This is a genomic window from Acinetobacter higginsii, assembly GCF_000369845.1.
Lineage (GTDB): Bacteria > Pseudomonadota > Gammaproteobacteria > Pseudomonadales > Moraxellaceae > Acinetobacter > Acinetobacter higginsii.
Genome location: NZ_KB850215.1, coordinates 164,520 through 190,993 on the forward strand (window position 1 = coordinate 164,520; position 26,474 = coordinate 190,993).

The window sequence follows — 26,474 nt, forward strand, 5'->3', positions numbered from 1 at the left end:
ATGATAAAAATAGGGTCGACAAATAACTTAAGGGAAAAGGTGAATTGTATGGCGTTTTATGGCGACTCTGACGCGCAAGAAACCCAAGAATGGCAAGAAGCATTTGATTCAGTATTACAACATATGGGCACGGAACGTGCTGCCTTCTTACTAGAAAAACTCTATCAACGGGCAATTGCGAAACATGTGCCAATCCAGCGCTTAAATACACCTTATCTCAATACCATTTCAGTTGAAGAACAACCAGCGATGCCTGGCGATCAGGATATGGAACGCCGTATCCGTGCCTTGATCCGCTGGAATGCCTTAGCGATGGTATTACGTGCCAATAAAACAGGCGATGACCTCGGTGGCCACCTTGCAAGTTTCGCATCATCTGCAACATTATATGATGTGGGTTTTAACCATTTCTTCCGCGCAAACAGCAATAACTTTGGCGGTGATATGATTTATTACCAAGGTCACTGTGCCCCTGGTATTTATGCGCGTTCGTTCTTGGAAGGACGCTTAACTGAAGATCAATTGAATAATTTCCGCCGTGAAGTGGGTGGCAATGGTCTTCCGAGTTATCCGCATCCCTATTTAATGCCTGATTACTGGCAGTTCCCAACCGTATCGATGGGTTTAGGCCCGATTATGTCGATTTACCAAGCACACATTCAAAAGTATTTGATGAATCGTGGTTTGATCAAAGAAGAAGATCGTAAAGTCTGGGCTTATCTTGGCGATGGTGAGATGGATGAGCCAGAAAGTACAGGTGCAATTTCACTTGCGGGTCGTGAAAAGCTTGATAACCTCATTTGGGTTGTGAACTGTAACTTACAGCGTCTCGATGGTCCTGTACGTGGTAACGGTAAAATTATTCAAGAATTAGAATCTTTATTCCGTGGTGCGGGCTGGCGTGTGATTAAAGTGGTGTGGGGCCGTCATTGGGACCCACTACTTGCGCAAGATAATTCAGGCGCTTTAAAAGCGGTCATGGAAGAAACAGTTGATGGTGAATATCAGCGCTATCAAGTGAAAGGTGGTGCGTATACACGTGAGAAATTCTTTGGCAAGTACCCAGAAGCTGCGGAACTGGTCAAAGATTTAAGTGATGAAGACATCGATAATCTTAACCGTGGTGGTCATGATCCGTACAAAGTTTTTGCTGCCTATGCAGAAGCAATGAAAGCCAAAGGTCAACCAACCGTTATTCTTGCGAAAACGGTTAAAGGTTATGGTCTGTCTGAGGAAATTGAAGCGGTGAACAAAACTCACCAAATCAAAAAAATGCAGATCGACTCTTTGAAATATGTACGTGACCGTTTTAACCTGCCATTTACAGATGACAAGTTAGAAGAACTCCCATTCTACCGCCCAAGTGAAAACTCTCCAGAAATGAAGTACATGAAGGCACGTCGTGAAGCATTAGGGGGTTACCTACCAGCACGTCGTCGTGAGAGTGACACTTTAGCGATTCCTGAACTCTCTGTATTTGATGCGGTATTAAATGGTTCAGGCGGTAAAGAACAATCGACCACGATGCTGATGGTTCGTTTAATTGCGGCTTTACTGAAAGAAAAAGCAATTAAAGACCGCGTCGTGCCAATCGTTCCAGATGAAGCGCGTACTTTTGGTTTAGAAGGGATGTTCCGTCAGCTTGGTATTTATGCGGCACACGGTCAAAAATATACCCCAGAAGACCAAGAACAGTTAATGCATTACCGTGAAGCAAGTGATGGTCACATGCTTCAAGAAGGAATTAACGAAGCGGGTGCGATGAGTGCGTGGGCTGCATTGGCAACCAGTTATTCAACCAATAACTTGCCGATGATTCCAATGTATATGTACTACTCAATGTTTGGTTTCCAACGTATTGGTGACATTGCCTGGGCTGCTGGTGATGCGCAGGCACAAGGTTTCTTACTCGGTGCGACTGCTGGCCGTACCACATTGAACGGTGAAGGTTTACAGCACCAAGATGGCCATTCACATATCTTGGCGAACACCATTCCAAACTGCGTATCTTATGATCCATGTTTTGGTTATGAATTGGCTGTGATCGTACACGACGGTTTACAACGTATGTATGTGAACCAAGAGCGAGTGTTCTATTACTTAACCGTAATGAATGAAAACTACGAGCATCCTGCAATGCCAGAAGGCGCTGAGGAAGGCATTAAACGTGGTATGTACTTGTTCGAAAAAGATGAAAAAGCCACTGTGCAATTATTGGGCTCAGGTGTAATCCTTCGTGAAGTGATTAAAGCGGCGAAAATCTTGCGTGATGAATACCAAATCCACTCAAACGTGTGGAGCGTCACCAGCTTCAATGAGTTGTCGCGTGATGGCATGGCATGTGAAGAATACAACCGCTTACACCCGCTCACTGAAGAAGTAAAAGAATCTTGGGTATCTAAACAGTTACGTGGTACAGAAGGTATCGTGGTTTCTGCGACGGACCATATGCGTGCGTACAGTGAACAGATCCGTGCATATCTTCCAGATGGTCGTCCATTTGTTGCATTAGGTACTGATGGTTATGGACGTTCAGATACACGTGCAAACTTACGTAGTTTCTTTGGTGTTGATGCTGCGCATATCGTGGTTGCGACATTGAAAAAATTAGCGGACGAAGGTGAAGTTGAAAACCGTTTGGTGAAAGACGCAATTTCTAACTTTGAGTTAGATACGGACCGTCCAGTGGCATGGGCGCCACAAGCACATCCAGAAGTTCAGGCAGTTGCTGAATACCATGAAACGCAAACAGGTGAGGGGAAATAATCATGCAAATCCAAGCACCTGATATTGGCGTAGATAAAGCACTGGTTGCAGAAATCTTAGTCAAAGTAGGCGACCATGTTGCAGTTGACGATAGCCTTCTGGTTTTAGAATCAGATAAGGCAACGGTAGAAGTACCAAGTACTGCGGCAGGTATCGTGAAAAGTATTCTGGTTCAACAGGGCGATGAAGTCACTGAAGGCGTCGCATTGATTGAATTAGAGTCTGAGTCTGCTGCTGAAACATCTAAGAACGAAGCACCGACGCAAGAAGCGCCAAAAGCCGAAGCAAAAGCTGTCGAAGCTGAAACAAAAGCGCAACCAGTTGCTGCTCCAGCAGCGACTTCAAGCCAGATTGTGGATGTAAAAGTTCCAGATATTGGTGTAGAAAAAGCCTTGGTTGCAGAAGTGCTGGTCAAAGTCGGTGATCAGATTGAACCTGAACAAAGTATTGTAGTGGTTGAATCGGACAAGGCGACGGTAGAAGTCCCAAGTTCGGTTGCGGGGATTGTGGAAGCGATCCAGATTAAAGAAGGCGACAGCATCAAAGAAGGCGTGGTATTGATTCAGGTCAAGACTGCGAGCGCTGCAACGTCATCTGAACCACAAGCAGCCCTAGCTCAAACAGAAGCGCCAGTCGCAACTACAGAAGCACCAGCTGCAACAAATACCTCAACAGGTAATGTTGAAATTGAAGTACCTGATCTAGGTGTAGAAAAAGCTCTTGTTTCAGAAATTCTAGTCAATGTCGGTGATCGCGTTGAAGCTCAACAAAGCCTATGCGTGGTTGAGTCAGATAAGGCGTCGGTTGAAGTGCCAAGTTCAGTAGCAGGGATTGTGAAAGCAATCCATGTGTCTGCGAATCAAGAAGTGCGTCAAGGCGTGGCTTTGGCAACGATTGAGGTCAGTGGTCAGGCCGCTGCACCAGCATCTGCACCAAAAGCTCAAGCTCATTCGGCACCAGCAGCAACGACAGCTCCAGCAAAACCACAAGCAACCGTGACAGCGGCACCAAGTGAGCCTGCGCAAGCTGAGAAGTTGACTAAACAGCAAGAAGCTGACAATGCAAAAGTCTACGCGGGTCCAGCCGTGCGTAAACTGGCACGTGAGTTAGGCGTGGTTCTTGGACAAGTGAAAGCATCAGGTGAGCACGGCCGTGTGATGAAGGACGATGTCTTTGCCTATGTGAAAACACGTCTGACTGCACCACAACCGGCTGTAGTAACCCAAGCGGCAGCAGTTGCTTCAGGCTTACCGAAGTTGCCAGACTTTAATGCATTTGGTGGTGGTGAAGTGAAAGCGATGACGCGTTTACAGCAAGTGTCTGTACCGCAATTGTCATTGAACAACTTCATTCCACAAGTGACGCAGTTTGACTTGGCGGATATTACCGAGCTTGAAGCATGGCGTGGTGAGCTGAAAGATGGCTTTAAAAAGCAAGGCCTTAGCCTGACTATCTTGGCCTTTATTGCCAAAGCGGTTGCGCACTTGTTAAAAGAAGAGCCGTATTTTGCTGGGCATTTGGCTGATGATCAGAAGTCGGTGCTATTGCGTAACGAAATTCATATGGGTATTGCAGTTGCAACCCCAGATGGTTTAACAGTGCCTGTATTGCGCAATCCTGATCAAAAATCAATTAAGCAAATTGCAGCAGAATTGGCTGAACTCAGCCAAAAAGCCCGTGATCGTAAATTGTCACCGAAAGATCTACAAGGTGCCAATTTTACCATTACCAGCTTGGGTAGTATTGGTGGTACCGCATTTACGCCGTTGGTCAATTGGCCGCAAGTCGCGATTTTGGGTATCTCACCAGCGACCATGCAACCTGTGTGGAATGGTAAAGACTTTGATCCGCGCTTAATGTTGCCATTATCATTGTCTTATGACCATCGTGTGATTAATGGTGCGGATGCAGCACGTTTTACCAATAAGTTGACCAAGTTACTCAAAGACATTCGTAGCTTATTGCTCTAATCGCTTTTTGAATTTAGAAAACCTCGCTTTGGCGGGGTTTTCTGTTTTTAGGCTGAATAAAATATGAATAGATGTATGTTATGTTGAACTTAAAATAAATTTTCATTGCTGAAGGAGCAGGGATGTTGGTGATTTATCGGGTGATGCTGCCTTTATTGCTGATTGTTTTTGTGGCGATGGGCTTGTGGGTCAGCTTCTTACATTTTCCATGGGATTGGGTGATGTATGTGGTGATGGGAGTTGAAGTGCTGCTTGCGACTGTCGTCATGGCGATGGAATATCAAGCCCAAGATGTGGGTGGAGCGAGTGGCTGGGGGAGCTTTGGTTTTCTGGGCTTAAGTGCTTATTTGGCGTTTTTACTTGGTTGTCTGCGTGTGTTGATCTGGAGTTACCAAAAATTTTGGGTTTAACCATTCAAAAGCATTTTATTGTTTGCTAGAATAGTTTCACTTCATTGGGGAGTAGCCGCTCTTTACGCAAAGTAAAGAGGTGATGATCAACATAATTGTTCAACCGAACATGGTCATCATAGCAAAGAACCAAGAACAGCTTCTCAGCTGTGCTTTTGTTGGCAAGACCTTTGATTTACCACTCTGCATCAATCTATTTGATTTTGGCTAGCAGGAGGGGTAGGTCATCGGTATATTTTGCTAGCCAGAGCATTCAACTATGTATGAATTTCTCATTTCCACCTCAATTGTTGCCCTTGCTGAAATGGGTGATAAAACGCAATTACTCGCTCTCTTGCTTGCAGCACGTTTCCGTAAACCGATTCCGATTTTAATTGCCATCTTACTGGCCACTACGATTAACCATGGTATTTCTGCTGTCTTGGGACAATGGATTACCACCGTACTCAGTCCTGAAATTCTATTATGGATTTTGGCGCTTGGATTTATTGGTATGGCAATCTGGATGCTGATTCCAGATGAATTGGGAGATGAAACTGAAAACATCAATAAATGGCAGAAATTTGGGGTATTTGGTGCCACCTTCATCTTATTCTTCTTGGCTGAAATTGGCGATAAAACCCAGATTGCAACCGTGGCTTTAGCGGCACGTTTTGATAGTGTGTTCTGGGTGATGTTAGGTACCACATTTGGGATGATGCTTGCCAATGCCCCTGCGGTATTTATTGGTAATAAGCTGGCGGATAAATTGCCGATTTCATTAATTCATAAAATTGGCGCCGCGATTTTCTTGATTGTGGGTATTTCAACTTTAGTGCAGCATTATTTCTTCTAAATGATTCGAATTTAAAATCAGTCCAGACCCATCCAACAGTGATGGGTCTTTTTTATAAATTATGATAAAAGTCCAATATTTGATTGAAACATGAACTAAATCCCATTATTTTATTATGGAATTAAAAATATTTCATATTTAAAGATTTTTTCTGGGGTGGTTATGAGTTTTGAACGGACAACATCGCAAATATTGTTTGATAATGGCACACATAAATGCATTAGTTTTACCAGTTTGGTTAAAGGGGAAGGTATTCAGGCCAATCAATTTTTAATTATTGATCATGAACGTGCCGCTGTCTTAGATCCGGGTGGCGATCTGACGTATGTTCCTTTAACCATGGAACTCAATCGCTATACCAAATTGAAAAATCTCGACTATGTCATGGCCTCGCATCAAGACCCTGACATTATTACCTCAATGCCGCGCTGGTTGGTGTATACCGATGCCAAAGTAGTGGCTTCTAAGCTGTGGGCACGGTTTTTACCGCATTTAAATTCAGCTTTTATGAGTGAGCGTATGAAGGGGAATTGGGAAGATCGTCTGATTGAACTGTCCGATACAGGGCAAATTATTCCTTTGGGCGAGTCTGCGATTGTTGCAGTGCCTGCACATTTTCTGCATTCCGTTGGTAATTTCCAGTTTTATGATCCAACTGCCAAAATCCTATTTTCTGGGGATATGGGGGCTTCGATCGTTGATGATGCAAGCCTACCGATTACAGATTTTGAAACACATATCAAAAAGATGAAAGGTTTCCATCAGCGCTATATGTGTTCTAATAAGGTGATCCGTTTGTGGGTCAATATGGTTCGCCAAATGGATATCGACATGATTGTGCCGCAACATGGAACCGCTTTTGTTGGTAAACAGATGATCAATCAATTTCTAGACTGGATCGAAACGCTGGAATGTGGCGTAGATTTGATGAATGAATATGTTTTTAGTTTACCGACTGAAATGAGCTAAATTTCTGAGTCCGGAAAATGACTGGGAAATACATAAATCGCTGATTGAGCACGCTTGTCGCCATCAATAAATTTTCTTAGGATTCATTAGATAAAGGATTGAATTTGATAACGAGAATTTTAAGAAAATGTTGTCTCAAATTGCGACACCAGATGCGTGTGTCAGTTGTGGTGCGTGCTGTGCAAATTACCGTGTTTCTTTCTATTGGGCTGAGGCAGAACGGATCCCTGAGCACATGGTTGAACCACTTACAGCCGTCTATTCCTGTATGAAGGGAACCAATCAAGCACAAGTCAAATGTGTGGCTTTGCAAGGGGAGGTGGGACAGCAAGTGAGCTGTTCCATCTACCCATTTCGGAGTTCAAGTTGCAAGGAAGTACAGATTGCCGATTCACATTGTAACAAAACACGGTTGGCGCACAACCTGATTCCGTTGGTCACGGTTGAGCAGCAGGCCTCTGAAAATAATGACAATTATGATCAGGTTTGCTAACAGGAATTATAGGATTCGGTAGGCATAAGTGTGCATCAGAAAGCTTTTTAAGCAACGCTTGAAATTATTTTCATCATAGAAAATGAAAATCACATCGAAATTTGTTTATAATAGCTCACGGAAATTACCAGTGAGATTGTTATGCTGACCATCGTTCAAGAAGCGCTAACCTTCGATGATGTCTTATTACTTCCTGCCTACTCAACTGTTCTCCCAAAAGATGTCTCCTTAAAGACACGTTTAACTCGCGGAATTCAACTTAATATCCCTCTCGTTTCTGCTGCAATGGATACAGTGACTGAATCACGTATGGCAATTGCGATGGCGCAAAATGGCGGTATTGGTATTTTGCACAAAAACATGGATATCGCAGCGCAAGCCGCTGAAGTTCGCCGTGTGAAAAAATTTGAAGCTGGTATGGTGAAAGACCCAATCACTGTTGGCCCTGAAACAACAGTGCGTGAGCTGATTGCGATTACCCAAGCGAATAACATTAGCGGTGTGCCTGTTGTAAAAGATGGCAAAGTGGTGGGTATTGTCACGGGTCGTGATACACGCTTTGAAACCAATCTTGAACAACCTGTAAGCAACATCATGACCGGTCAAGACCGTCTCGTGACTGTTCGTGAAGGCGAGTCTAAAGAAAATATCCAAGCATTATTGCAAAAACACCGTATTGAAAAAGTTTTGGTTGTTGGTGAGAACCATGAGCTTAAAGGCTTAATTACCGTAACTGACTTCCGTAAAGCTGAAAGCTATCCAAACAGTTGTAAAGATGATTTGGGTCGTTTACGTGTTGGTGCTGCGGTCGGTACAGGTGCTGAAACACCAAGCCGTGTCGAAGCTTTGGTCGATGCAGGTGTAGATGCGATTGTGGTGGATACTGCCCATGGTCATTCAGCTGGTGTCATTGAACGTGTACGCTGGGTTAAAGCAAACTACCCGCAAGTTCAAGTGATTGGCGGTAACATTGCGACTGGTGATGCAGCATTGGCATTGCTTGATGCAGGTGCAGATGCTGTGAAAGTCGGTATCGGCCCTGGTTCAATCTGTACCACACGTATTGTGGCAGGTATTGGTATGCCACAGATTTCTGCAATTGATAGTGTTGCAAATGCACTGAAAGATCAAATTCCTTTGATTGCAGATGGTGGTATTCGTTTCTCTGGCGATATGGCGAAAGCAATTGGCGCAGGTGCGAGCACGATTATGGTCGGTTCACTCCTCGCTGGAACAGAAGAAGCACCAGGTGAAGTTGAATTCTTCCAAGGCCGTTACTACAAAGCATACCGTGGTATGGGTTCATTGGGTGCAATGGCGGGCGTATCTGGTTCTGCTGACCGTTACTTCCAAGATGCTAAAGCAGGTGCGGAAAAGTTGGTACCAGAAGGCATCGAAGGTCGAGTGCCATACAAAGGTCCAATGGGTAACATCGTACATCAAATGATGGGTGGTTTACGTTCATCAATGGGTTATACGGGTTCATCTGTGATTGAAGATCTTCGTCAAAATGCAAAATTTGTGAAAATTACTTCAGCAGGCATGTCAGAATCACATGTTCATGACGTGACAATTACCAAGGAAGCGCCAAACTATCGAGTTGGTTGATTTTTGGTAATTTTGTTGACAGAAAAACCGTCAGTCCACTGACGGTTTTTTCGTTTTGGTGTAAAGTGAATCAGATGAAGAAAGATATGGTTCCACACCATATAAAAGATAAGAAAGTGAGTAAAAGATGAGCTATTTTGGTACTGATGGAATTCGCGGCAAATTTGGGCAAATGCCAATTACCCCAGAGTTCGCATTAAAACTTGGCTTTGCTGCAGGGAAAGTATTAAAAAGAAATAGTCCTAAAAATAAACCGATTGTGGTGTTGGGGAAAGACACACGTTTATCTGGTTATATTTTAGAAGCGGCTTTACAGGCAGGTCTGAATGCTGCGGGTGTTTATGTACATTTATTGGGCCCGCTTCCAACACCTGCCATTGCACATTTAACTCGCGCATTACACGCACATGCTGGGATCGTGATTTCAGCATCACATAACCCTTATTTTGATAACGGCATTAAATTTTTCTCAAGTGCAGGTAAGAAGTTACCTGATACTTTGCAAGATGAAATCAATCAGGAACTCGAAAAAGACTTAGTGATTGAAGACACTGCAAACTTGGGTAAAAGTGTTCGTGTAAAAGATGCTAATGGTCGTTATATCGAATTCTGTAAATCAACTTTCCCGTACCACTTTGACTTACGTAATTTAAAAATCGTAGTGGACTGTGCCAATGGCGCAGCGTATAGCGTGGGGCCTTCGGTATTCCGTGAATTAGGTGCCAAAGTTATTCCATTATTTAACGAACCTGATGGTTTAAATATCAATGAAAACTGTGGTTCAACCCACCCAGAACAACTACAAAAAGCAGTGCTAGAACATCAGGCAGATGTTGGTATTGCTTTTGACGGAGATGCTGATCGTGTGGTCATGGTGGATAAAAATGGTCAATTGATTGATGGTGACCATATTCTTTATATTCTTGCGACACAGGCGAAGAATAAGCCAGCGGGTGTTGTAGGTACCGTGATGAGTAATATGGCTCTCGAGTTGGCCCTAGAACAAGCTAAGGTTGGCTTTGTTCGTGCTAAAGTTGGTGATCGCTATGTATTGCAAGCCCTAGAAGAAAAGAATTGGGTCACAGGTGGTGAGCCTTCAGGTCATATTCTCACTTTGGATAAGAGCACAACAGGTGATGCGATTATTGCAGCGTTACAAGTGTTGACCGTGATGGTAGAACAAGGCAAAGCACTGCATGAGTTGGTTGAAGGTTTTGTGTTATTCCCGCAAGTACTGGTCAATGTTCGTCTACAACACATGATTGATCCATATTCAATTCCAGCTTTGGTTGCAGAATTTGAAAAGGCTGAACAGCAATTGAAAGGTCGTGGTCGTTTGTTGATTCGTAAGTCAGGTACTGAGCCTGTGATTCGTGTCATGGTGGAAGGTGATCAGCAGCAAGAGGTTGAGGCTTTGGCGAATCATTTAGCAGATGCAGTACGCGCTCAAGCCCAAGCTGCTTAAGGGGGAGCCATATGAGTGATGTCATTAAAGACCTGAGTGAGCTGCGTTTGAGCTATGAGCAGGGTGAATTACATGAAGCCCAGATCAGCGTACAGCCGCATTTACAGTTTTTGAATTGGTTTAATCATGCATTAGCTGCCAATTTACATGAACCCTATGCAATGTCATTAGCCACGGCAAATGCTCAAGGGCGTCCGCATGTGCGTACCGTATTATTACGTGGTGCGACAGAAGCAGGTTATGATTTCTATACCAATTATGACAGCCAAAAGGGTTTAGACTTAGCTGACAATCCGTATGCTGAACTGCTGTTTTACTGGCCAAGTTTAGAGCGCCAGATCCGCATTGGCGGCAAGGTCATCAAGATTTCTGAACAAGAATCGACGGATTACTACCATAAACGCCCGCGTGACAGTCAGATTGCTGCGCATATCAGTACTCCACAAAGCGGGGTGATTGAAAGTCGTGAGTTATTGCAACAACGCTTTCAAGCGCTGCAAGCTCAGGCTCAAGATGAACTGGATAAGCCTGAATTTTGGGGAGGTTATCGCTTAGAAGCAGATTATTATGAGTTCTGGCAGGGGCGACCAAATCGCTTACATGATCGTTTAAGTTATGAAAAACAAAACGATCTTTGGACTATACAACGTTTGATGCCATAAATGACGCAGATTCAAATTCAAAAAAGACCACTGCTTACACGCCCTGAACAGTTTCAGGGCGTGCCTGCTTTTATTGCCGAAATTTTAGCAAGGCGTGGTGTGCAGTCTGAGCAAGAGCTGGAACTCAAACTCAAGCACTTGCTATCTCCAGAGCTTAAAGGCTTAGCAGATGCAGTTGCGTTGATCGATCAAGCGATTGATCAGCAAAAACAGATCGTGATTGTGGGAGACTATGATGCCGATGGCGCGACCAGTACCGCTTTAATGGTTCTTGTTCTGCAAGATATGGGAGCTAGAGTTGAATATCTGGTGCCTGATCGTTTTAAGTATGGTTATGGACTTACGCCCGCCATTGCTGAATTGGCAAAGCAGAGCTATCAACCAGATCTGTTGATTACGGTGGATAATGGTATATCGAGTCATGCGGGTGTGGACACGGCTCAAGCGTTAGGTATGCAGGTGATCATTACCGATCACCATTTAACCACCAAACCGACACCGAGTGCTGAGGCTGTGGTTAATCCGAACCAACTTGGTTGTGGGTTTTCAAGTAAGGCTTTGGCTGGGGTGGGCGTGGCTTTTTATGTATTGGCGAAATTGGCCAGTTCGCGCAGCCAGCAAGGCAAAAGCAGCAGTAAAGTGACCCAGTATCTCGACTTGGTCGCATTAGGGACTTATGCCGATGTCGCCAGTTTGGATTATAACAATCGTATCTTGATTGATGCCGGATTAAAGCGGATTCAGCAACATCAATGTCGTGCAGGTATTTTAGCCTTACTGGATATTGCAGGACGTGACGCAGCCAGTTTACGTGCACAAGATTTAGGCTTTGTAGTTGGTCCGCGAATCAATGCAGCAGGTCGAATGGAAAGCATGCGTATCGGCATTGAGTGTTTACTTGCGGCTGATATGGCAACCGCTTATCCGATTGCACAACAGTTGAATCAGCTTAATATCGAACGCCGTCAAGTTGAAACTGAAATGAAGCAGCAAGCACTGAGTGCATTGCAACATATTCAGTTAGAAACAGAGCATTTACCTGCAGCATTGGTAATGTTTGATGAACAATGGCACCAAGGTGTGATTGGCATTGTGGCTGGACGTTTAAAGGAGCAATTTCATCGTCCAAGTCTGGTATTTGCTCCAGATGAAGATGGGATTCATATTAAAGGTTCGGCACGGTCGATTGATGGGATTCATATTCGCGATACCATTGAGCAAGTTGCAGAACACTATCCACATCTGGTCAGTCATTTTGGCGGGCATGCTGCAGCCGCGGGTTTAACCCTGAAGAAAGAAAATTTTGCTGCATTCAAAACGGCTTTCACCCAAGCGATTGCCGAAATGGATGATGAATTATTCACGGCAACGTTATGGACTGATGGCGAGCTGGGTGATTCAGATTTACATTTAGGGACTTTGGATTGGATTGAGCAACTTGGGCCCTGGGGGCAGAAGTTTCCACTGCCTCAATTTGAGGGGCGGTTCAAAGTGATCGATTATCGTTGGCTTAAAGAGCAACATTTAAAACTCAAATTGGCGGTCGGGTCACATTCCGTAGATGCGATTGCATTTAATGCGATGGACCGTTTTGAATTTAATCCAATGTTGGGTTATGTCGATTTGGTGTATACCTTGGAACGGAATGTCTTTAATGGCAACACCCGTCTACAATTGCAAATCGCTTATTTAAAACAATAAAAAATCCGCTCTGATGAGCGGATTTTTTTAATCGTTTACACTATTGATTAGAAGCGGACAGTACCGTTGAGACCATAAGAATCAACACCATCTGTTGTGGTATAACCGACGCCTAAAGCAAATTGTGGCGTAAAGAATTTTTGCGCGTGAATATTGAAAACACTGTCTGAATCATCAGCGGTAGAATCTGCAAATGAGATGCCGACACTGAGGGTTGTATCCAAATAAAGATCAGCACCTAGGCGATAGGTTGTTTCATCACCGATATAGCTCAGTGCTTCAAAGTTGGTATAGTAACCGCCAATCTGCGAAACATATTTCGCGCGTAAAGAAACAGCGGTATTGTCATTTTCGCCAGACACAATTGCAGCGTTTGAAAGTGTATTGCTAAAGCCGTATTGCGCAACCTGAACTGGATTTAGGCTATCCGATAAATCTGCAACACCCACTGCTAGGAGTAATCCATTGATTGGTAAGAAACCTGCTTCAAGACTATAGCCATCACCATTTTCGGAATGAGAGCCTAAGCCATTAATTGTTGCTTTGACATTGGTACGATGTAAGGCACCAGAAAGATAAAATTGTGAGTTAGGGACGTAGAACTCACCTTGAAGGCCGATAATATTGAATTGTAAGTCACCGAGATCTTCGTCATCTTTCAGTTTGCTATAGGCATAGCCGCCACCGATATTCGATGCCTTATCTAAGAAAGCAGCTTCTGCTAAGGGTGCATTACGGGTTTGTACAGGGTTAAAATAATATTTACCGCTGATGACTGCACTGTTGCCTTTCCCATCATCCATGTTGATATGTTCATATGCACCGTTGGCTTCAGTTTGATAAGCATGGGCATTGATGGCAAAGCAAGCACTTATGAGTGTCGCAAGAAGACTTAGTTTTTTCATTCGAATTTCCCCCGATTAAAAATAATACATATTTTGTTACACGAAGTAGTGTATTCAAAAATAGCTAAGCGTCAATTCTTAAATACAGGATTAAGCTGGGGAAAAACAAAAGTGGAGGATTGAAAATGATAAGAAAATGGGGAGCAATAAAAAACGCCCTGAATGATTCAGGGCGTTTCCGATGTTACAAACTTCTGTTCAAGTCTTAGAAGCGGTATGCGCCACGAATACCGAATGAAGTGTAGTCATTATCAATATATGATTTATCGTTACCGAAGCCTACACGACCTTCTAAACTCACTTGTTGGTTGAAGAATTTCTTCGCAGAAATACCCCATTCATTTGAGTTGATGAAAGTGTTGTCATAATCAAGCTTCTGATAATCAACACCAACGCTTAAAGTTTTGTCGATGAAGTAATCACCTTTTAACTTCACTTCTTTATTGTCACCAAAAGCAGTATATGCTTCTAAGTTCACGTCATTTTGACCAACTTTAGTCACATACTTGGCACGAAGTGTTGGGCTAGTTTCACGGTCGCCATCTTTCACGTCAACAGTTTTCGCACCCGCAGCAACCAATAAACCTGGTGCTGGTAAGTAACCGACTTCTGCTGAGTAATGGTTGATTTTTAATTTGTCTTCGTCAGTTGCATATTTAGAATTCGGTTTGATTTCTTCACGGCCAATATTACCGCTTAAATAGAAATCGCTGTTTGGAACAAAGTATTCAATACCTGCGCCATATTGGTTGTTTTTGAATGCATCATCTTTTTCATGCGCGTATTGTGCTTTTACATTGCTCGCACGGTCAAGGAACGCTGCTTCTGCAAGAGGTGCATTACGTGTTTGTACTGGGTTAAAGTAATATTTGCCGTCTACGCTGAAACGATCATTGTCACCAAAACGATCTTGGTCTTTATAGGTATAAGAACCACCTACCTCAGCTTGATAAGCATGAGCAGTTCCTGTTACTGCGATTGCAGATAAAAGTGCTGATGCAATTGCTAATTTTTTCATGGTTGTTTCCTCATTAAGATTTAAACCAAGTGTTAAACACTGATACATGTTTTGTTACAACTTGAGTCTAGAGTAATTTTCAATATCGTCAATCTTGATAAGGTAATCGAACAGTACGAATGTAATTGACTTGTAATTTTGACATTTTATCTTATTGATATTATTTAATAAAAAATCAATGTTTTGATTTATTAAAACTTAGGAGAGATTGTGTGTTTTAGTGTAATTGGTCTAATTTTTATACAAAAACTAGGGTCGCAGAAATCTGACTAAACATTTCAGGCATAAAATTAAGTAATTTAAAAAATCAATTTTAATAAATAAATGTATTCAAAATGACATAGCTGTGTCGACTAAAACAGTTATGTTAAAATAGTGGATTAAGTGAAAAAATAGTGTGAGAAAAGACGCGTGGAAATTAATCCGTATTTAATTCAATTGAAAGACTTATCTGATCGTAGCCAAACACTACGGGGGTATCTTTGACTACGATCTAAAAGCTGAGCGTTTAGAAGAAGTTTTAAGAGAATTAGAAGACCCTGCGATTTGGAATGATCAAAGCCGTGCTCAGGCCATCGCAAAAGAAAAGGGCAGTTTAGAAAACACATTAGGTGTATTTGATCGTCTTGCTGAACAGTTGGATGATGCCAAAGCCATGCTTGACCTTGCGGTTGAAGCGGATGATGAAAGTTTATTGTTGGATGTTCAAGCAGAATTAGACAGTGCTGAACAGGCCTTAGGTAATCTTGAATTCCGCCGTATGTTTAGTAATCCAATGGATCCAAATCCATGCTTCCTTGAAATTCAATCTGGTTCAGGTGGTACTGAAGCACAGGATTGGGCGTCGATGTTATTGCGTATGTATTTACGCTGGATCGAACGCCATGGCTTTAAAGCTGAATTGATGGAAGTGTCAGATGGTGATGTGGCTGGGATTAAATCAGCAACCATCCGTGTAGATGGTGAGTTTGCCTATGGTTGGTTACGTACCGAAAGTGGCGTACACCGTTTAGTGCGTAAGTCACCATTTGACAGTAACAACAACCGTCATACTTCATTCTCTGCGGTATTTATCTCCCCTGAGATTGATGACAATATCGAAATTGATATCAATCCATCTGATGTTCGTACCGATACTTACCGTGCTTCGGGTGCGGGTGGTCAGCACATTAACAAAACTGATTCTGCAGTTCGTTTAACTCACGCACCGACTGGTATTGTGGTGGCGTGTCAGAACCAACGTTCACAACATGCCAACCGTGACCATGCGTGGAAGCAATTGCGTGCCAAGCTCTATGAGTTAGAGATGAGCAAACGTAATGAAGCTGCTCAAGCCTTAGAAGACTCGAAGTCAGATATTGGTTGGGGAAGTCAGATTCGCTCGTATGTCCTCGATGACTCACGTATTAAAGACTTACGAACAGGTGTGGAAAATTCCAATACCAAAGCAGTGTTAGATGGTGACTTGGATAAGTTCATCGAAGCAAGTTTGAAACAAGGTTTATAAGTTTTAATCCAATTAAAACGGCAATCTCGTTCAGCATCGGTCAGGTAATCGAAAAAATATGATATTAATATCGAAAAAAATGGATATTAATATTTAAAAAGTTCGATATACTGGTTTCAGGTGCTGAACAAAGCGTTGCCGCTTGAGAAACGTGGTGAGTCTATGGATATTGATGTTATAAGCAAAGCCTTAGCCAATCCATTACGTCGAGAGATTTTGCAATGGCTAAAAGAGCCTGAGCAATTTCTACCCGTTGAGCAATGTGGTGGTAGTTTTGAACGGGGCGTATGTGCAGGGCACATCGAACGTTTAGGAAAAGTTGCACAATCGACCATGTCGAATCATTTGTCTGTATTGCAACAGGCAGGTTTGATTAAGGTTGAGAAATATGGACAGTGGTCTTATTTCACGCGCAATGAAGCTTTGATTCAGCAATATATCGAACATTTAAAACAAGCACTTTAAATCGAAGAAGTGTAAGTTGAGGCGATCATGGCTGAACTAAATTCTACTTTGCAAGTAGGTGATTTCACGATTAAAAACCGCTTGGTTTTAGCTCCTTTAACGAGAGCGCGTAGTGGTGCGCAGCGTATTCCAAACGATTTGATGGTGGAATATTACCAACAACGTGCCAATGCGGGCTTAATTATTACCGAAGCAACCGTGATAAGCCCAAAAGCAGCGGGATATGCCAATACGCCAGGTTTGTGGTCACAAGAACAAGCGCAGGCATGGCATAAAATTGTTGAAGCCGTACACGCACAAGGTTCAAAAATTGTGGTTCAGCTGTGGCATGTCGGTCGTATTTCACATCCAGACTTATTGGATGGTGATACACCTGTGGCACCTAGTGCGATTCAACCTGCGGGTGAAGTGAGCTTACTTCGTCCCAAGCGTCCTTTTGTGACACCACGTGCTTTATCGCATGAAGAAATTCAAGAAATTGTCGCGCAATATAGAAATGCCGCTGAACAGGCCAAAGCTGCTGGTTTTGATGGTGTGGAATTACACGCAGCCAATGGTTATCTGATTGATCAATTCTTACAAAGTAGCACCAATCATCGTGATGATGAATACGGCGGTTCAATTGAAAACCGTGCGCGTTTATTACTACAAGTTGTCGATACCTTCATCGAAGTATGGGGTGCTGGTCGAGTCGGCGTACATCTTGCCCCACGTGGCGACTCACATGATATGGGCGATGAAAATCCAGTAGCAACGTTTGGTTATGTGGTTGAGCAATTAGATCAACGCAATATTGGCTTTATTTTCACGCGTGAATATGAAGCTGCAGATAGTGTATTACCGAAACTTCGTTCGAAATTTAAAGGCGTGTGGATTGCCAATGAAGGTTTAACCGCGGATTCTGCGAAACGTATTTTGGCGACAGACCAAGCCGATGCAGTCTCATTTGGTAAACAATATATTGCCAATCCAGATTTGTTTGAACGTTTGCAACATGATTTGCCTTTAAATCCGCTTCAACCACAAACTTTATATGGTGACGGTGCTGAGGGTTATACTGATTATCCTGCCTTTGAGCAGTTAGAAGCTTAATCTGTTTTAAAACTTAAAAAATGACTCATGTGATTTACCAAAATCGCATGAGTTTTTGTTTTAAATTCCGCATAATGAGCAGCAATCACATTGTCAATTATGGTCTCGGATGGCGCAGAACACAGTAGCACAGCAAACACCGTTTTGGTATAACGTTCTACTGGCTTGTATCAAGCCGTTGTACCGCTGGAAAATCAAACAACGGGCTGAAAGTGATGCGCTGTTTCAACAGGAATGTATTGAGCGTTTTGGGCCGTTTCAGCCTCCTAAAAATTTAGATGCGATTTGGTTCCATGCGGTATCTGTTGGTGAAACCAACGCGGCTCAACCTTTAATAGAACATTATTTAAAATTAGGCCATCCAGTTTTAGTGACCAATACCACCAAGACAGGGCAAGCGCGTGCCAAATCCCTATTTTTAAAAGCCCCTTATCTCGATTTATTTCAGGCGGTATATTTGCCTGTCGATCAAAAAGCATTATTAAAACAATTTTTTAATCTGTATCAACCGCGACTATTGGCATTGGTTGAAACAGAGATCTGGCCAAATCTTATTGCCCAAGCAAAACAGCAACAGATTCCCTGTATTTTATTGAATGCGCGTCTTTCCGAAAAATCGGCCAAAGGTTATGGCAAGGTCCGTCGTTTAACTCAACCGATGCTGCAACAACTCACTTGGCTATTGGCACAAGATGTGTCAACGCAGCAACGTTATGTTGAATTAGGTTTAGAACAAGCCAAAAGTCAGGTGGTTGGCAATATTAAATTTGATATTTCAGCACCAGAACAGTATCTGCAACAAGCACAGCAGTTGAAACAAGATTGGCAATTGGCTGATCGTCAGATTATTACTTTGGCCAGTACGCATGCGCCCGAAGAACAAAGTTTACTCAAACAATTGCAGTCACATTTAAATTCAAATCCGAATTTGCTCTGTATTGTGGTGCCGCGTCATCCAGAACGTTTTGATGAGGTATACCAAGTTTGCCAAAGTTTAAATTTAAAAACTCAACGCCGTAGTCTGCAGCAATCTATCCAAGTGGATACCCAAGTCTTCCTTGCGGATAGTATGGGTGAAATGTGGCTCTGGTATGCCTTGAGCCAAGCCTGTTTTGTTGGTGGTTCATTGAATGAGCCAGGCGGTGGGCATAATATTTTAGAGCCGATGGTGTTGAATGTACCGACAGTGATTGGTCCGCGTTATTTCAATTTTCAAACCATTGTGGATGAGTTTGTGGGTCAGCAAGGGATTCTGATTGGAGAGGATGCAGCACAGGTGGGGCAGCAATTATTAGCCTGCCTAGGGGCTGATGCACAGACTCAGCAACTGGTTACGCAGGCTCAGCGGGTTCTACAAGCAAATAAAGGCTCACTACAGCAGCATATTCAGTGTCTTGATCACTATTTACAGCAAACCGTATCGTCATGAATATCGTTTTACTTGAAACCGAACAGTGTGCTTCAGCGGATGTATGGCAAATTAGCCAGCCCAGACAATTACAGCATTTAGCTCAGCACTTACAGCTTAATGTTGGCGATACCTTAAAAGTGGGGATTCGTGCAGGTCAGCGCTACTTAACTGAGGTGGTCGCTATCAGCGAAGAATGCATTAGGGTTCGTCCAGTTCAAACTGAAGCGGTTCCTGCAAAGCTTCCCGTGCATCTAATTCTGGCCTTGCCACGTCCTAAAGTATTACGTCGCATCATTATGGATGCGGTGACATTGGGGGTGGAACGGATTAGCCTGATTCATAGTTATCGCGTAGATAAAAGCTATTGGCAAACCCCGTTTTTACAGCAACTGAATGATTATGTGACTTTGGGTTTAGAACAGGCTGGCGATACCATTGCACCCGAAATCCAGCTGTATAAACGCTTTAAACCTTTTGTTGAAGATGTTTTACCGACGTTGATCAGCGCAGAACAGCCAGCTTATGTGGCGCATCCTTATGCAGAGCAGCAAATGCCGTATGCAATTCAACAGCCTTGTAGTTTGATCGTTGGCCCAGAGGGAGGATTTATTCCTTATGAGGTCGATCTACTCATAAAAAACGGCTGCCAAGCGATGAGCTTAGGCAACCGAATTTTGCGAACTGAAACAGCCGTATCGAATATTTTAGGGCGATTATTTGTCTAAAGCATCGCTCAGCTCAGATTGATCACCACGATAGACTTTGACTTCCTGCACTGGATAAGGAATTGAAATTCCTTTTTCATCAAAAGCAGTCACCACCAATTCTTGGATTTCACTGATAGAGGCTGAGGTGGTGGTTTCAGTGGTATTGACCCACCAGCGTACTGTTAAATTAATTGAGAAGTCTGCCAGTGCGGTAACGTTGACCGAGAAGCCGGGTTGACTCAGTACATTTAAATTACGATCCAGAATATCGAGAATAATCTTCTTGGCTTTTTGCATGTCATCTTCATAGCCAATACCGACCACAAACTCACAACGACGACGTTGATAGGCATTGTTGACTGTGACTGCACTGGTGTACACCGTGGCATTGGGAATTACGATACGGCGGCCATCAGGTGAACGTAAGAAGGTTGCTCGGATTTGAATATCCTCGACGTTTCCTTCCAAGCCATTGACGACAATATCATCCCCGATACGAAACGGTTCGCTGATTAAAATCAGAATCCCTGACAGTAAGTTTTGAAAAATATCTTTGAAAGCAAAACCGATCGCAACCGAACCAATACCGAGTGCACCAATCAATTGACTTGGGGTAAAGCCCGGGATGGCAATCACCAACGCAATCAAGAAGCCAAAGAAGATAATAAAGGTACTACCGACCCGATTCAGTACCAATACTAGGTTTTGGCGGGTATAGCTGCGATTTTCTAAAGTCTTGCGAATAAAGAGCTTAAACAACTTGGTGAGTAACCAAAAGATAATGAAAACTGTAATTGCGATACCGATATAGGGAATACGCTCCCAAAAGCTGTCCATGATTTTATCAATGGTGGTATAGGCATCGTGATACTTTTCAGTATGGGCCAAGACTGTTTCAGTGGTCTTGGTGCTGGCTTGATGAATCAGCGCACCCGTATCTTTTGCCACTTCAGTCAATGTTGTTTGTTCGTTTGCCACAGCAAGATCTCTATTTCGCAAAGGAAGGAGTAAATGAGGGAAGCAATCATAATGAATTTATTGCCAACACGCATGCAAAATTCAGTCTTTGTTTCCCATGATGATTAAATCAATTCGCTGAATACGGTCGTTTAAAAATATTCGGTCGTATTTTGAATGATTTGGGTTGGGGCTTCCCATAAATCTGGGCTAGCAAAATAATAAGCAAAAATGAATATCGTAAACATCATGAATAGGCTGAGCAGAATCATGAGCCATGCCAGTAATTTTTCCCAGCCACGAGATGGGCGAACATCACCATAGTCATTGCGATGCGGCGTTCCTGGTGCAAGCAAGACATATAAGGTAAATAGCAGCTGAATCACCGGCACCAATAACAGCAAGCATAGCCAGCCAGTCTTATTTAAGTCATGTAAGCGACGAATCAAAAGCACGATTTGTAAATAAAAGGCACCCAACCATGCTGCAATCATGGCAAAGACAGACATGCCTGAAAACGCACTAAATATGGCATCATCGATGTTGCTGCTTGCAAAAATACCAGCAAAGGCAAAGATCAAGATAAATGCAGCCAGACAAGCCAAACTGAGCAAACCGTACCAACCTAAATAGCTGAGACGGTTAAAACGACCCTTAGGAGAAAGTGGATGGTCATTGATTGGTTGTACTTGGGTCGTTATTACAGGGTCAAACATAGTGCATTCCTATTTTTCTGATTATTAAATCTTTTAAGCTTTTGGCAATGATCAAAATAATCACTTATTTTAAGAACAAAAAGCATAGACAAGCAGTTCAAATTTAAATTATTTTGAGTAAATTTTTGAAAAGAAATGGATCGTAAAAGCGTCGGCTTTGCTATTTTAGCCTAAAACGAAGACAAGATTGAAAGATTAAAAGCCCTGACATTTCTACGACCAAAGCCGCATTGTTTGCGCTTGTAAATGGTGTCAATACTGCAAGTGAGAACAAAACATACCCGTGTAATAGATGAGAACATCTAAGGTATGAGATAAAAAACCAAGGAAGTGAGCTATGAAAGAAATCTACCCAGTGCCTGATAAATTCAAAGAAACGGCAAGAATCTCTGAAGCAGACTATTTCAAACGTTACCAGCATTCGATTGAGCAACCTGAAGCATTTTGGGCAGAGGAAGCCAGCAAGATTGAATGGATCAAACCATTTACACAGGTCAAAAATACCAGTTTTAATCAAGATAATTTCAAAATCGAATGGTTTGCTGATGGTGAGTTGAATGTCTCAGCCAATTGCTTAGATCGTCATCTTAAAGATAATCCATTAAAACCTGCCATTATTTGGGAAGGCGATCACCCTTCGCGTCATAAAATCATTTCATTTTCTGAATTGCATGATGAAGTTTGTCGTTTTGCCAATGTATTAAAGAAACAAGGTATTCGCAAAGGCGATCGGGTTGTGCTGTATATGCCTATGGTGCCTGAGGCGGCAATTGCCATGCTTGCTTGTGCGCGTATTGGTGCAGTGCATTGTGTGGTGTTTGGTGGTTTTTCACCAGACTCCTTGGCAAGCCGAATTGAAGACTGTCAAGCAAAACTGGTGATTACTGCGGATGCAGGAATGCGTGGTGGCAAGTTACTGCCACTGAAAGAAAACGTGGATGCAGCTTTAGATATTGATGGCACCAGTAGTGTTGAAAACGTCATCGTGGTACATCGTACAGGTAATCCAATTCAGTTTAATGCGCCACGTGATGTTTGGTATCACCTTGCCATCATGGAAGTAGACGAACACTGTCCTCCAGAACCGATGAAGGCCGAAGATCCACTCTTTATTCTGTACACCTCGGGTTCTACAGGTAAACCGAAAGGCGTGTTACATACCACAGGCGGTTATCTGGTCTATGTGAACACCACCTTTAGAGAAGTCTTCGATCTGCGTGAAGATGATGTGTATTGGTGTACCGCAGATGTGGGCTGGATTACAGGCCATAGTTATTTACTCTATGGTCCACTCAGTAATGCCACCACCACGGTGATGTTTGAGGGGATTCCACAATATCCAACATGGGCACGTATAGGTCATGTGATTGATAAGCATAACGTCACCATTCTATATGCAGCACCAACTGCGATTCGCGCCATGATGCGTGAAGGCGATGCTTATGTCCGTGAAAGTAACCGCAGTAGTTTGCGCCTACTTGGTTCGGTCGGTGAGCCAATCAATCCAGAAGCGTGGAATTGGTATCATGAAGTGGTCGGTGAAGGTCGTTGTCCAATTGTCGATACATGGTGGCAAACTGAAACTGGCGGTATTTTAATTTCACCATTGCCGGGTGCAACAGCCTTAAAACCAGGTTCCGCGACACGTCCATTCTTTGGGGTACAACCCGCCTTGGTGGATGGCGAGGGCAATGAGCTTGAAGGTGCAACCGAAGGTAATTTGGTGATTAAAGATTCATGGCCAGGTCAAATGCGAACCATTTGGGGCGATCCACAACGCTTTATTGAAGCCTATTTCTCGACCTTTAAAAACTACTATTTCACTGGTGATGGTGCACGTCGTGATGCCGATGGCTACTACTGGATTACTGGGCGTGTCGATGATGTCCTCAACGTATCAGGCCATCGCCTAGGGACAGCCGAGATTGAGAGTGCCTTAGTCTCGCATGTAGCAGTTGCAGAGGCTGCGGTGGTGGGTATGCCGCATGATATTAAAGGACAGGGGATTTGTACTTTTGTCACTTTACAAGCTGATGTGGCTGAATCTGAGGAGCTACGTAAAGAGCTGGTGAATTGGGTACGTAAAGTACTTGGCCCTGTGGCAACCCCAGATGCACTACATTGGGCACCCGCTTTGCCAAAAACCCGTTCAGGTAAAATCATGCGACGCATCTTGAGAAAGATTGCTGCCAATGAATTGGATAGTTTAGGTGATACCTCGACCCTTGCTGAACCCGCTGTAGTTGATCATTTGATTGCTACAGTTTATCCAAACCGATAAACCCGATTCAAATGTGAAAAGAGCGTTCGATTGAACGCTCTTTTTTTTATCTGCATTAGATTTCTTGCATAAGTCATTTTTTAAGCTGTGTTGAATTCGCAATGAAAGTTCCCTCTCCTTTTTAAAGGAGAGGGCTAGGGAGAGGATTTATATGAAGAATTCCCCTCATTCTTTTGCAGACTCACAGCCCTCATCTCAAAGGGAGAAGGGACTTTCAATACTAATTATTTACCAATGATTGATCCTTTTTCGGCTTTTGAAAGAGCTCTATGATTTAATGGTTTCCTAAAAAATCTGCCGTGTTTTGTACAGTGGCAAAGAAACCCAGTGCAGATAAGAACGCCGTTTGCACATCTGCTGCTTTGACGATTTTACCCTCATGTTCCAGATCACGGGTTGCAGTGGCATCAGCGATCAAGATGGGTTGGTAGCCAAGCTCTTTCGCTGCACGTGTCCCAGAGTCAATACAGACGTGGGTCATCATGCCTGTAATCACTAACTGTTCAACTTGATGCTGTTCAAGGATGGCTTGAAGATTGGTTTCTAGAAAGCTATTGGGGAAATGCTTTTCGACAATCAGTGATTGATTGGTGACTTTCAATTGTGGGTGTAATTCAACACCGACGGTATTTTCCTGAAAAAAACTGGCTGAGGCAGGATTAATATGCTGAATATAAATAATTGGTAAATTATTTTGAATAAAATGATCTTCTAATTGGTTGGTTTTCGCCAGAGCAAGGTCTGGATTGACCAATTCCATTTTGCCATTTTTAAAATAGTCGTTTTGAACATCAATAATCAGTAAGGCTTGTTTCATTGTTTTTACGTCCAACATTAAGATAAAACAAGAGTAGGGTGAAACTGAGAAATCGGCTATATTCAAATGAAAGCATTGTTGCTGGTTTTCTTTCGTAATGAAAAATGAATATTGAACTTGATCCCATCGACTTAAAAATTATTGAACTGCTGAAGCAAGACTCACGTTTAAGCCATAAAGAAATTGGGCAGCGAGTGCATCGTACTGGGCAGGCGGTGGGTGCTCGTATTGCACAGTTAATGGATGCAGGTATTATCAAAAATTACACCGTCGCGATAAAATACGAACATCAACAATTCATCCAACTGTTTATGAATGATCAGCAAGCTTTTATTGAGGTTGAGCACTTAGTCAAACAATATGAACAGGTAGATGAGTGTTTTAAAATTCTCGGCAATGCCTGTTATATGATTGTTAGCCACTTTAATCCATCACAATTGAATGAATTTATTGAGCAACTGTCGCAGTGGTGCCGTTATTCGGTTGAAACTGTCATGCGAGAAATTGAGACTCGCTAAAATAAAAAAAGCCCCAAGCCGAGCCTTGGGGAGTATTTGCCATTTCTTTTGTTTTTCTTCTTATTTAATGCTGAAAACTACGCTGATTTTGCTGCGAGATGATGCTCCTGTTGTTGTTCAAGTTGACGGACGAGGGGGAGAACTTTTTCTCCAAAATATTCAACCTCCTCAATGAAATGCAGAAAACCAGAAAGAACCAGATCAACCCCCACATTTTTTAGGGCCACAATACGTTCTGCAATTTGCTGTGGTGTGCCAATCAGATTGGTTTTAAAGCCATCGTTATATTGCACTAAATCATCAAAGGTCGATTTTGCCCAGTTGCCCTCACGCTCAGGGGCTGCTGCACCAGCTTCACGGGTGGCATCACCGAAGGCATTCACCGCTTCGACGTTGGCTTGAGCAATGATTTCATTCAGTACTGCTTTGGCTTCTTCCTCAGTATCACGTGCGATAATAAAAGCATTGACCCCAATCTTGACTTGTCTGTTGGCTAACTTTGCTTTACTGCGGACATCATCAACCTGCTTCTTGATTTCTTCAACGCTATTGCCGTTGGTAAAATACCAGTCTGATACACGCGCGGCCATATCACGTGCTGCACGGGAACTGCCGCCTTGAAACACTTCGATATAAGGTTTTTGCAAAGGTTTCGGTTTAAGCGTGTAATTATGGAATTGGTAATATTTGCCATCAAAGCTGTAATTGTCAGTTGTCCAGATACCTTTGAGGGTACGAATAAATTCCTCCGAACGAACATAACGTTCATCATGCTCAGGCCAAGGTTCGCCAATCGCATCAAATTCGCCACGGAACCAGCCACTGACCACATTAATCGCAATACGCCCTTGGGTGAGGTAGTCAATAGTGGCCAGCTGTTTAGCCGCGAGTACAGGCTTCCAAGGGCCTGGCAGGATTGCTGCAATTACTTTGAGTTTTTCGGTCTTTGCTAATAAAGCATGGCTAAAACTTACGGATTCATGTTGGTTTTCTGCGCCATAGCCAGCGGTAAAACGGATTTGTGTGAGGGCATATTCAAAGCCGCTGCGTTCCGCTGCTTGTGCTAAACGCACATTATAGTCATAGCTCCAGTCAGTACGTTGTTCAATGTTGCTTACAACGAGACCGCCACTCACATTGGGAACCCAGTAGGCAAATTTAATTGCGGATGCTGTTGTTGTCATCGTTGTATCCTCCATAA

At 43.1% G+C, this 26,474-nt stretch carries 23 protein-coding genes and 1 riboswitch; of the genes, 17 read left to right on the forward strand and 6 right to left on the reverse strand.

Annotated elements, in window-relative coordinates; all coding sequences use genetic code 11:
• The first annotated feature begins 48 nt into the window (after window positions 1-48).
• The 10 genes from aceE (at window position 49) to recJ (ending at window position 12,879) form a co-directional block, all read left to right on the forward strand.
• The gene (gene aceE / locus F885_RS08845; protein WP_005201592.1) at window positions 49-2,766 is read left to right on the forward strand and encodes a pyruvate dehydrogenase (acetyl-transferring), homodimeric type; all 2,718 of its coding nucleotides are present in this window, start codon (window positions 49-51) and stop codon (window positions 2,764-2,766) included.
• A 2-nt stretch (window positions 2,767-2,768) separates the two neighbouring features.
• Window positions 2,769-4,736 (forward strand): 2-oxo acid dehydrogenase subunit E2, encoded by a 1,968-nt coding sequence (locus F885_RS08840; RefSeq protein WP_005317375.1) that lies wholly within the window; start codon window positions 2,769-2,771, stop codon window positions 4,734-4,736.
• A 122-nt stretch (window positions 4,737-4,858) separates the two neighbouring features.
• Window positions 4,859-5,146, forward strand: a complete 288-nt coding sequence (locus F885_RS08835; protein ID WP_004803620.1) for a hypothetical protein — start codon at window positions 4,859-4,861, stop codon at window positions 5,144-5,146.
• A gap of 34 nt (window positions 5,147-5,180) precedes the next feature.
• Window positions 5,181-5,322, forward strand: a riboswitch (yybP-ykoY riboswitch).
• A gap of 83 nt (window positions 5,323-5,405) precedes the next feature.
• Window positions 5,406-5,981 (forward strand): TMEM165/GDT1 family protein, encoded by a 576-nt coding sequence (locus F885_RS08830; RefSeq protein ID WP_004803622.1) that lies wholly within the window; start codon window positions 5,406-5,408, stop codon window positions 5,979-5,981.
• 162 nt (window positions 5,982-6,143) lie between these two features.
• Entirely contained in the window at window positions 6,144-6,950 is an 807-nt protein-coding gene (locus tag F885_RS08825) for an oxygen-binding di-iron domain-containing protein (RefSeq protein ID WP_005317378.1), read from the forward strand.
• Between the two features lie 127 nt (window positions 6,951-7,077).
• Window positions 7,078-7,443 (forward strand): YkgJ family cysteine cluster protein, encoded by a 366-nt coding sequence (locus tag F885_RS08820; RefSeq protein WP_005317381.1) that lies wholly within the window; start codon window positions 7,078-7,080, stop codon window positions 7,441-7,443.
• 141 nt (window positions 7,444-7,584) lie between these two features.
• A complete protein-coding gene (gene guaB, locus F885_RS08815; protein WP_004803627.1) occupies window positions 7,585-9,051 on the forward strand; it encodes an IMP dehydrogenase in 1,467 nt (488 codons plus the stop codon).
• Between the two features lie 127 nt (window positions 9,052-9,178).
• Window positions 9,179-10,516 carry a phosphoglucosamine mutase gene (gene glmM, locus F885_RS08810; protein ID WP_004803629.1) on the forward strand — a complete coding sequence of 446 codons (1,338 nt, stop codon included), beginning with the start codon at window positions 9,179-9,181 and terminating at the stop codon, window positions 10,514-10,516.
• An 11-nt stretch (window positions 10,517-10,527) separates the two neighbouring features.
• Window positions 10,528-11,178 (forward strand): pyridoxamine 5'-phosphate oxidase, encoded by a 651-nt coding sequence (gene pdxH / locus F885_RS08805; protein ID WP_005317384.1) that lies wholly within the window; start codon window positions 10,528-10,530, stop codon window positions 11,176-11,178.
• Window positions 11,179-12,879, forward strand: coding sequence for a single-stranded-DNA-specific exonuclease RecJ (gene recJ / locus F885_RS08800; RefSeq protein ID WP_005317387.1), 1,701 nt, complete (start codon window positions 11,179-11,181; stop codon window positions 12,877-12,879).
• A gap of 47 nt (window positions 12,880-12,926) precedes the next feature.
• On the opposite strand, the gene F885_RS08795 is transcribed toward recJ, so the two are convergent.
• Window positions 12,927-13,784, reverse strand: coding sequence for a putative porin (locus tag F885_RS08795; RefSeq protein ID WP_005317390.1), 858 nt, complete (start codon window positions 13,782-13,784; stop codon window positions 12,927-12,929).
• 205 nt (window positions 13,785-13,989) lie between these two features.
• Window positions 13,990-14,802, reverse strand: a complete 813-nt coding sequence (locus tag F885_RS08790; RefSeq protein ID WP_005317392.1) for a putative porin — start codon at window positions 14,800-14,802, stop codon at window positions 13,990-13,992.
• Window positions 14,803-15,213: 411 nt separating this feature from the next.
• On the opposite strand from F885_RS08790, the gene prfB reads away from it, so the two are divergent.
• The 5 genes from prfB (at window position 15,214) to F885_RS08765 (ending at window position 20,002) form a co-directional block, all read left to right on the forward strand.
• Window positions 15,214-16,309 (forward strand): peptide chain release factor 2 gene (gene prfB, locus F885_RS08785; protein WP_096089470.1). Its coding sequence is split into 2 segments (ribosomal slippage): window positions 15,214-15,285 and window positions 15,287-16,309, totalling 1,095 coding nucleotides; the frame shifts between segments, so codons are not numbered across the junction.
• A 162-nt stretch (window positions 16,310-16,471) separates the two neighbouring features.
• The gene (locus tag F885_RS08780; RefSeq protein WP_032859433.1) at window positions 16,472-16,774 is read left to right on the forward strand and encodes an ArsR/SmtB family transcription factor; all 303 of its coding nucleotides are present in this window, start codon (window positions 16,472-16,474) and stop codon (window positions 16,772-16,774) included.
• 27 nt (window positions 16,775-16,801) lie between these two features.
• Window positions 16,802-17,866 carry an alkene reductase gene (locus F885_RS08775; protein WP_005317396.1) on the forward strand — a complete coding sequence of 355 codons (1,065 nt, stop codon included), beginning with the start codon at window positions 16,802-16,804 and terminating at the stop codon, window positions 17,864-17,866.
• A 109-nt stretch (window positions 17,867-17,975) separates the two neighbouring features.
• Window positions 17,976-19,295 carry a 3-deoxy-D-manno-octulosonic acid transferase gene (locus F885_RS08770; protein WP_005317398.1) on the forward strand — a complete coding sequence of 440 codons (1,320 nt, stop codon included), beginning with the start codon at window positions 17,976-17,978 and terminating at the stop codon, window positions 19,293-19,295.
• Window positions 19,292-20,002 (forward strand): 16S rRNA (uracil(1498)-N(3))-methyltransferase, encoded by a 711-nt coding sequence (locus tag F885_RS08765; RefSeq protein WP_005317400.1) that lies wholly within the window; start codon window positions 19,292-19,294, stop codon window positions 20,000-20,002. Before F885_RS08770 ends, F885_RS08765 begins: the two co-directional genes overlap by 4 nt.
• Here the strand turns inward: F885_RS08765 and F885_RS08760 are convergent.
• Window positions 19,991-20,962, reverse strand: coding sequence for a mechanosensitive ion channel family protein (locus F885_RS08760; RefSeq protein WP_004803649.1), 972 nt, complete (start codon window positions 20,960-20,962; stop codon window positions 19,991-19,993). The genes F885_RS08765 and F885_RS08760 overlap by 12 nt on opposite strands.
• A gap of 131 nt (window positions 20,963-21,093) precedes the next feature.
• A complete protein-coding gene (locus F885_RS08755; protein ID WP_005317403.1) occupies window positions 21,094-21,657 on the reverse strand; it encodes a DUF805 domain-containing protein in 564 nt (187 codons plus the stop codon).
• A 337-nt stretch (window positions 21,658-21,994) separates the two neighbouring features.
• On the opposite strand from F885_RS08755, the gene acs reads away from it, so the two are divergent.
• Window positions 21,995-23,938: an acetate--CoA ligase gene (gene acs, locus F885_RS08750; RefSeq protein WP_005317405.1), complete on the forward strand. Its 1,944-nt coding sequence runs from the start codon at window positions 21,995-21,997 to the stop codon at window positions 23,936-23,938.
• A 274-nt stretch (window positions 23,939-24,212) separates the two neighbouring features.
• Here the strand turns inward: acs and F885_RS08745 are convergent, their stop codons facing one another.
• Window positions 24,213-24,755, reverse strand: coding sequence for a cysteine hydrolase family protein (locus tag F885_RS08745; RefSeq protein ID WP_005317406.1), 543 nt, complete (start codon window positions 24,753-24,755; stop codon window positions 24,213-24,215).
• 104 nt (window positions 24,756-24,859) lie between these two features.
• Between F885_RS08745 and F885_RS08740 the strand changes: the two genes are divergently transcribed.
• On the forward strand, window positions 24,860-25,273 hold the full coding sequence (locus tag F885_RS08740) for an Lrp/AsnC family transcriptional regulator (RefSeq protein WP_005317409.1): 414 nt from the start codon (window positions 24,860-24,862) through the stop codon (window positions 25,271-25,273).
• A 77-nt stretch (window positions 25,274-25,350) separates the two neighbouring features.
• Here the strand turns inward: F885_RS08740 and sfnG are convergent, their stop codons facing one another.
• On the reverse strand, window positions 25,351-26,457 hold the full coding sequence (sfnG, locus tag F885_RS08735) for a dimethylsulfone monooxygenase SfnG (protein WP_005317411.1): 1,107 nt from the start codon (window positions 26,455-26,457) through the stop codon (window positions 25,351-25,353).
• Window positions 26,458-26,474 lie beyond the last annotated feature (17 nt).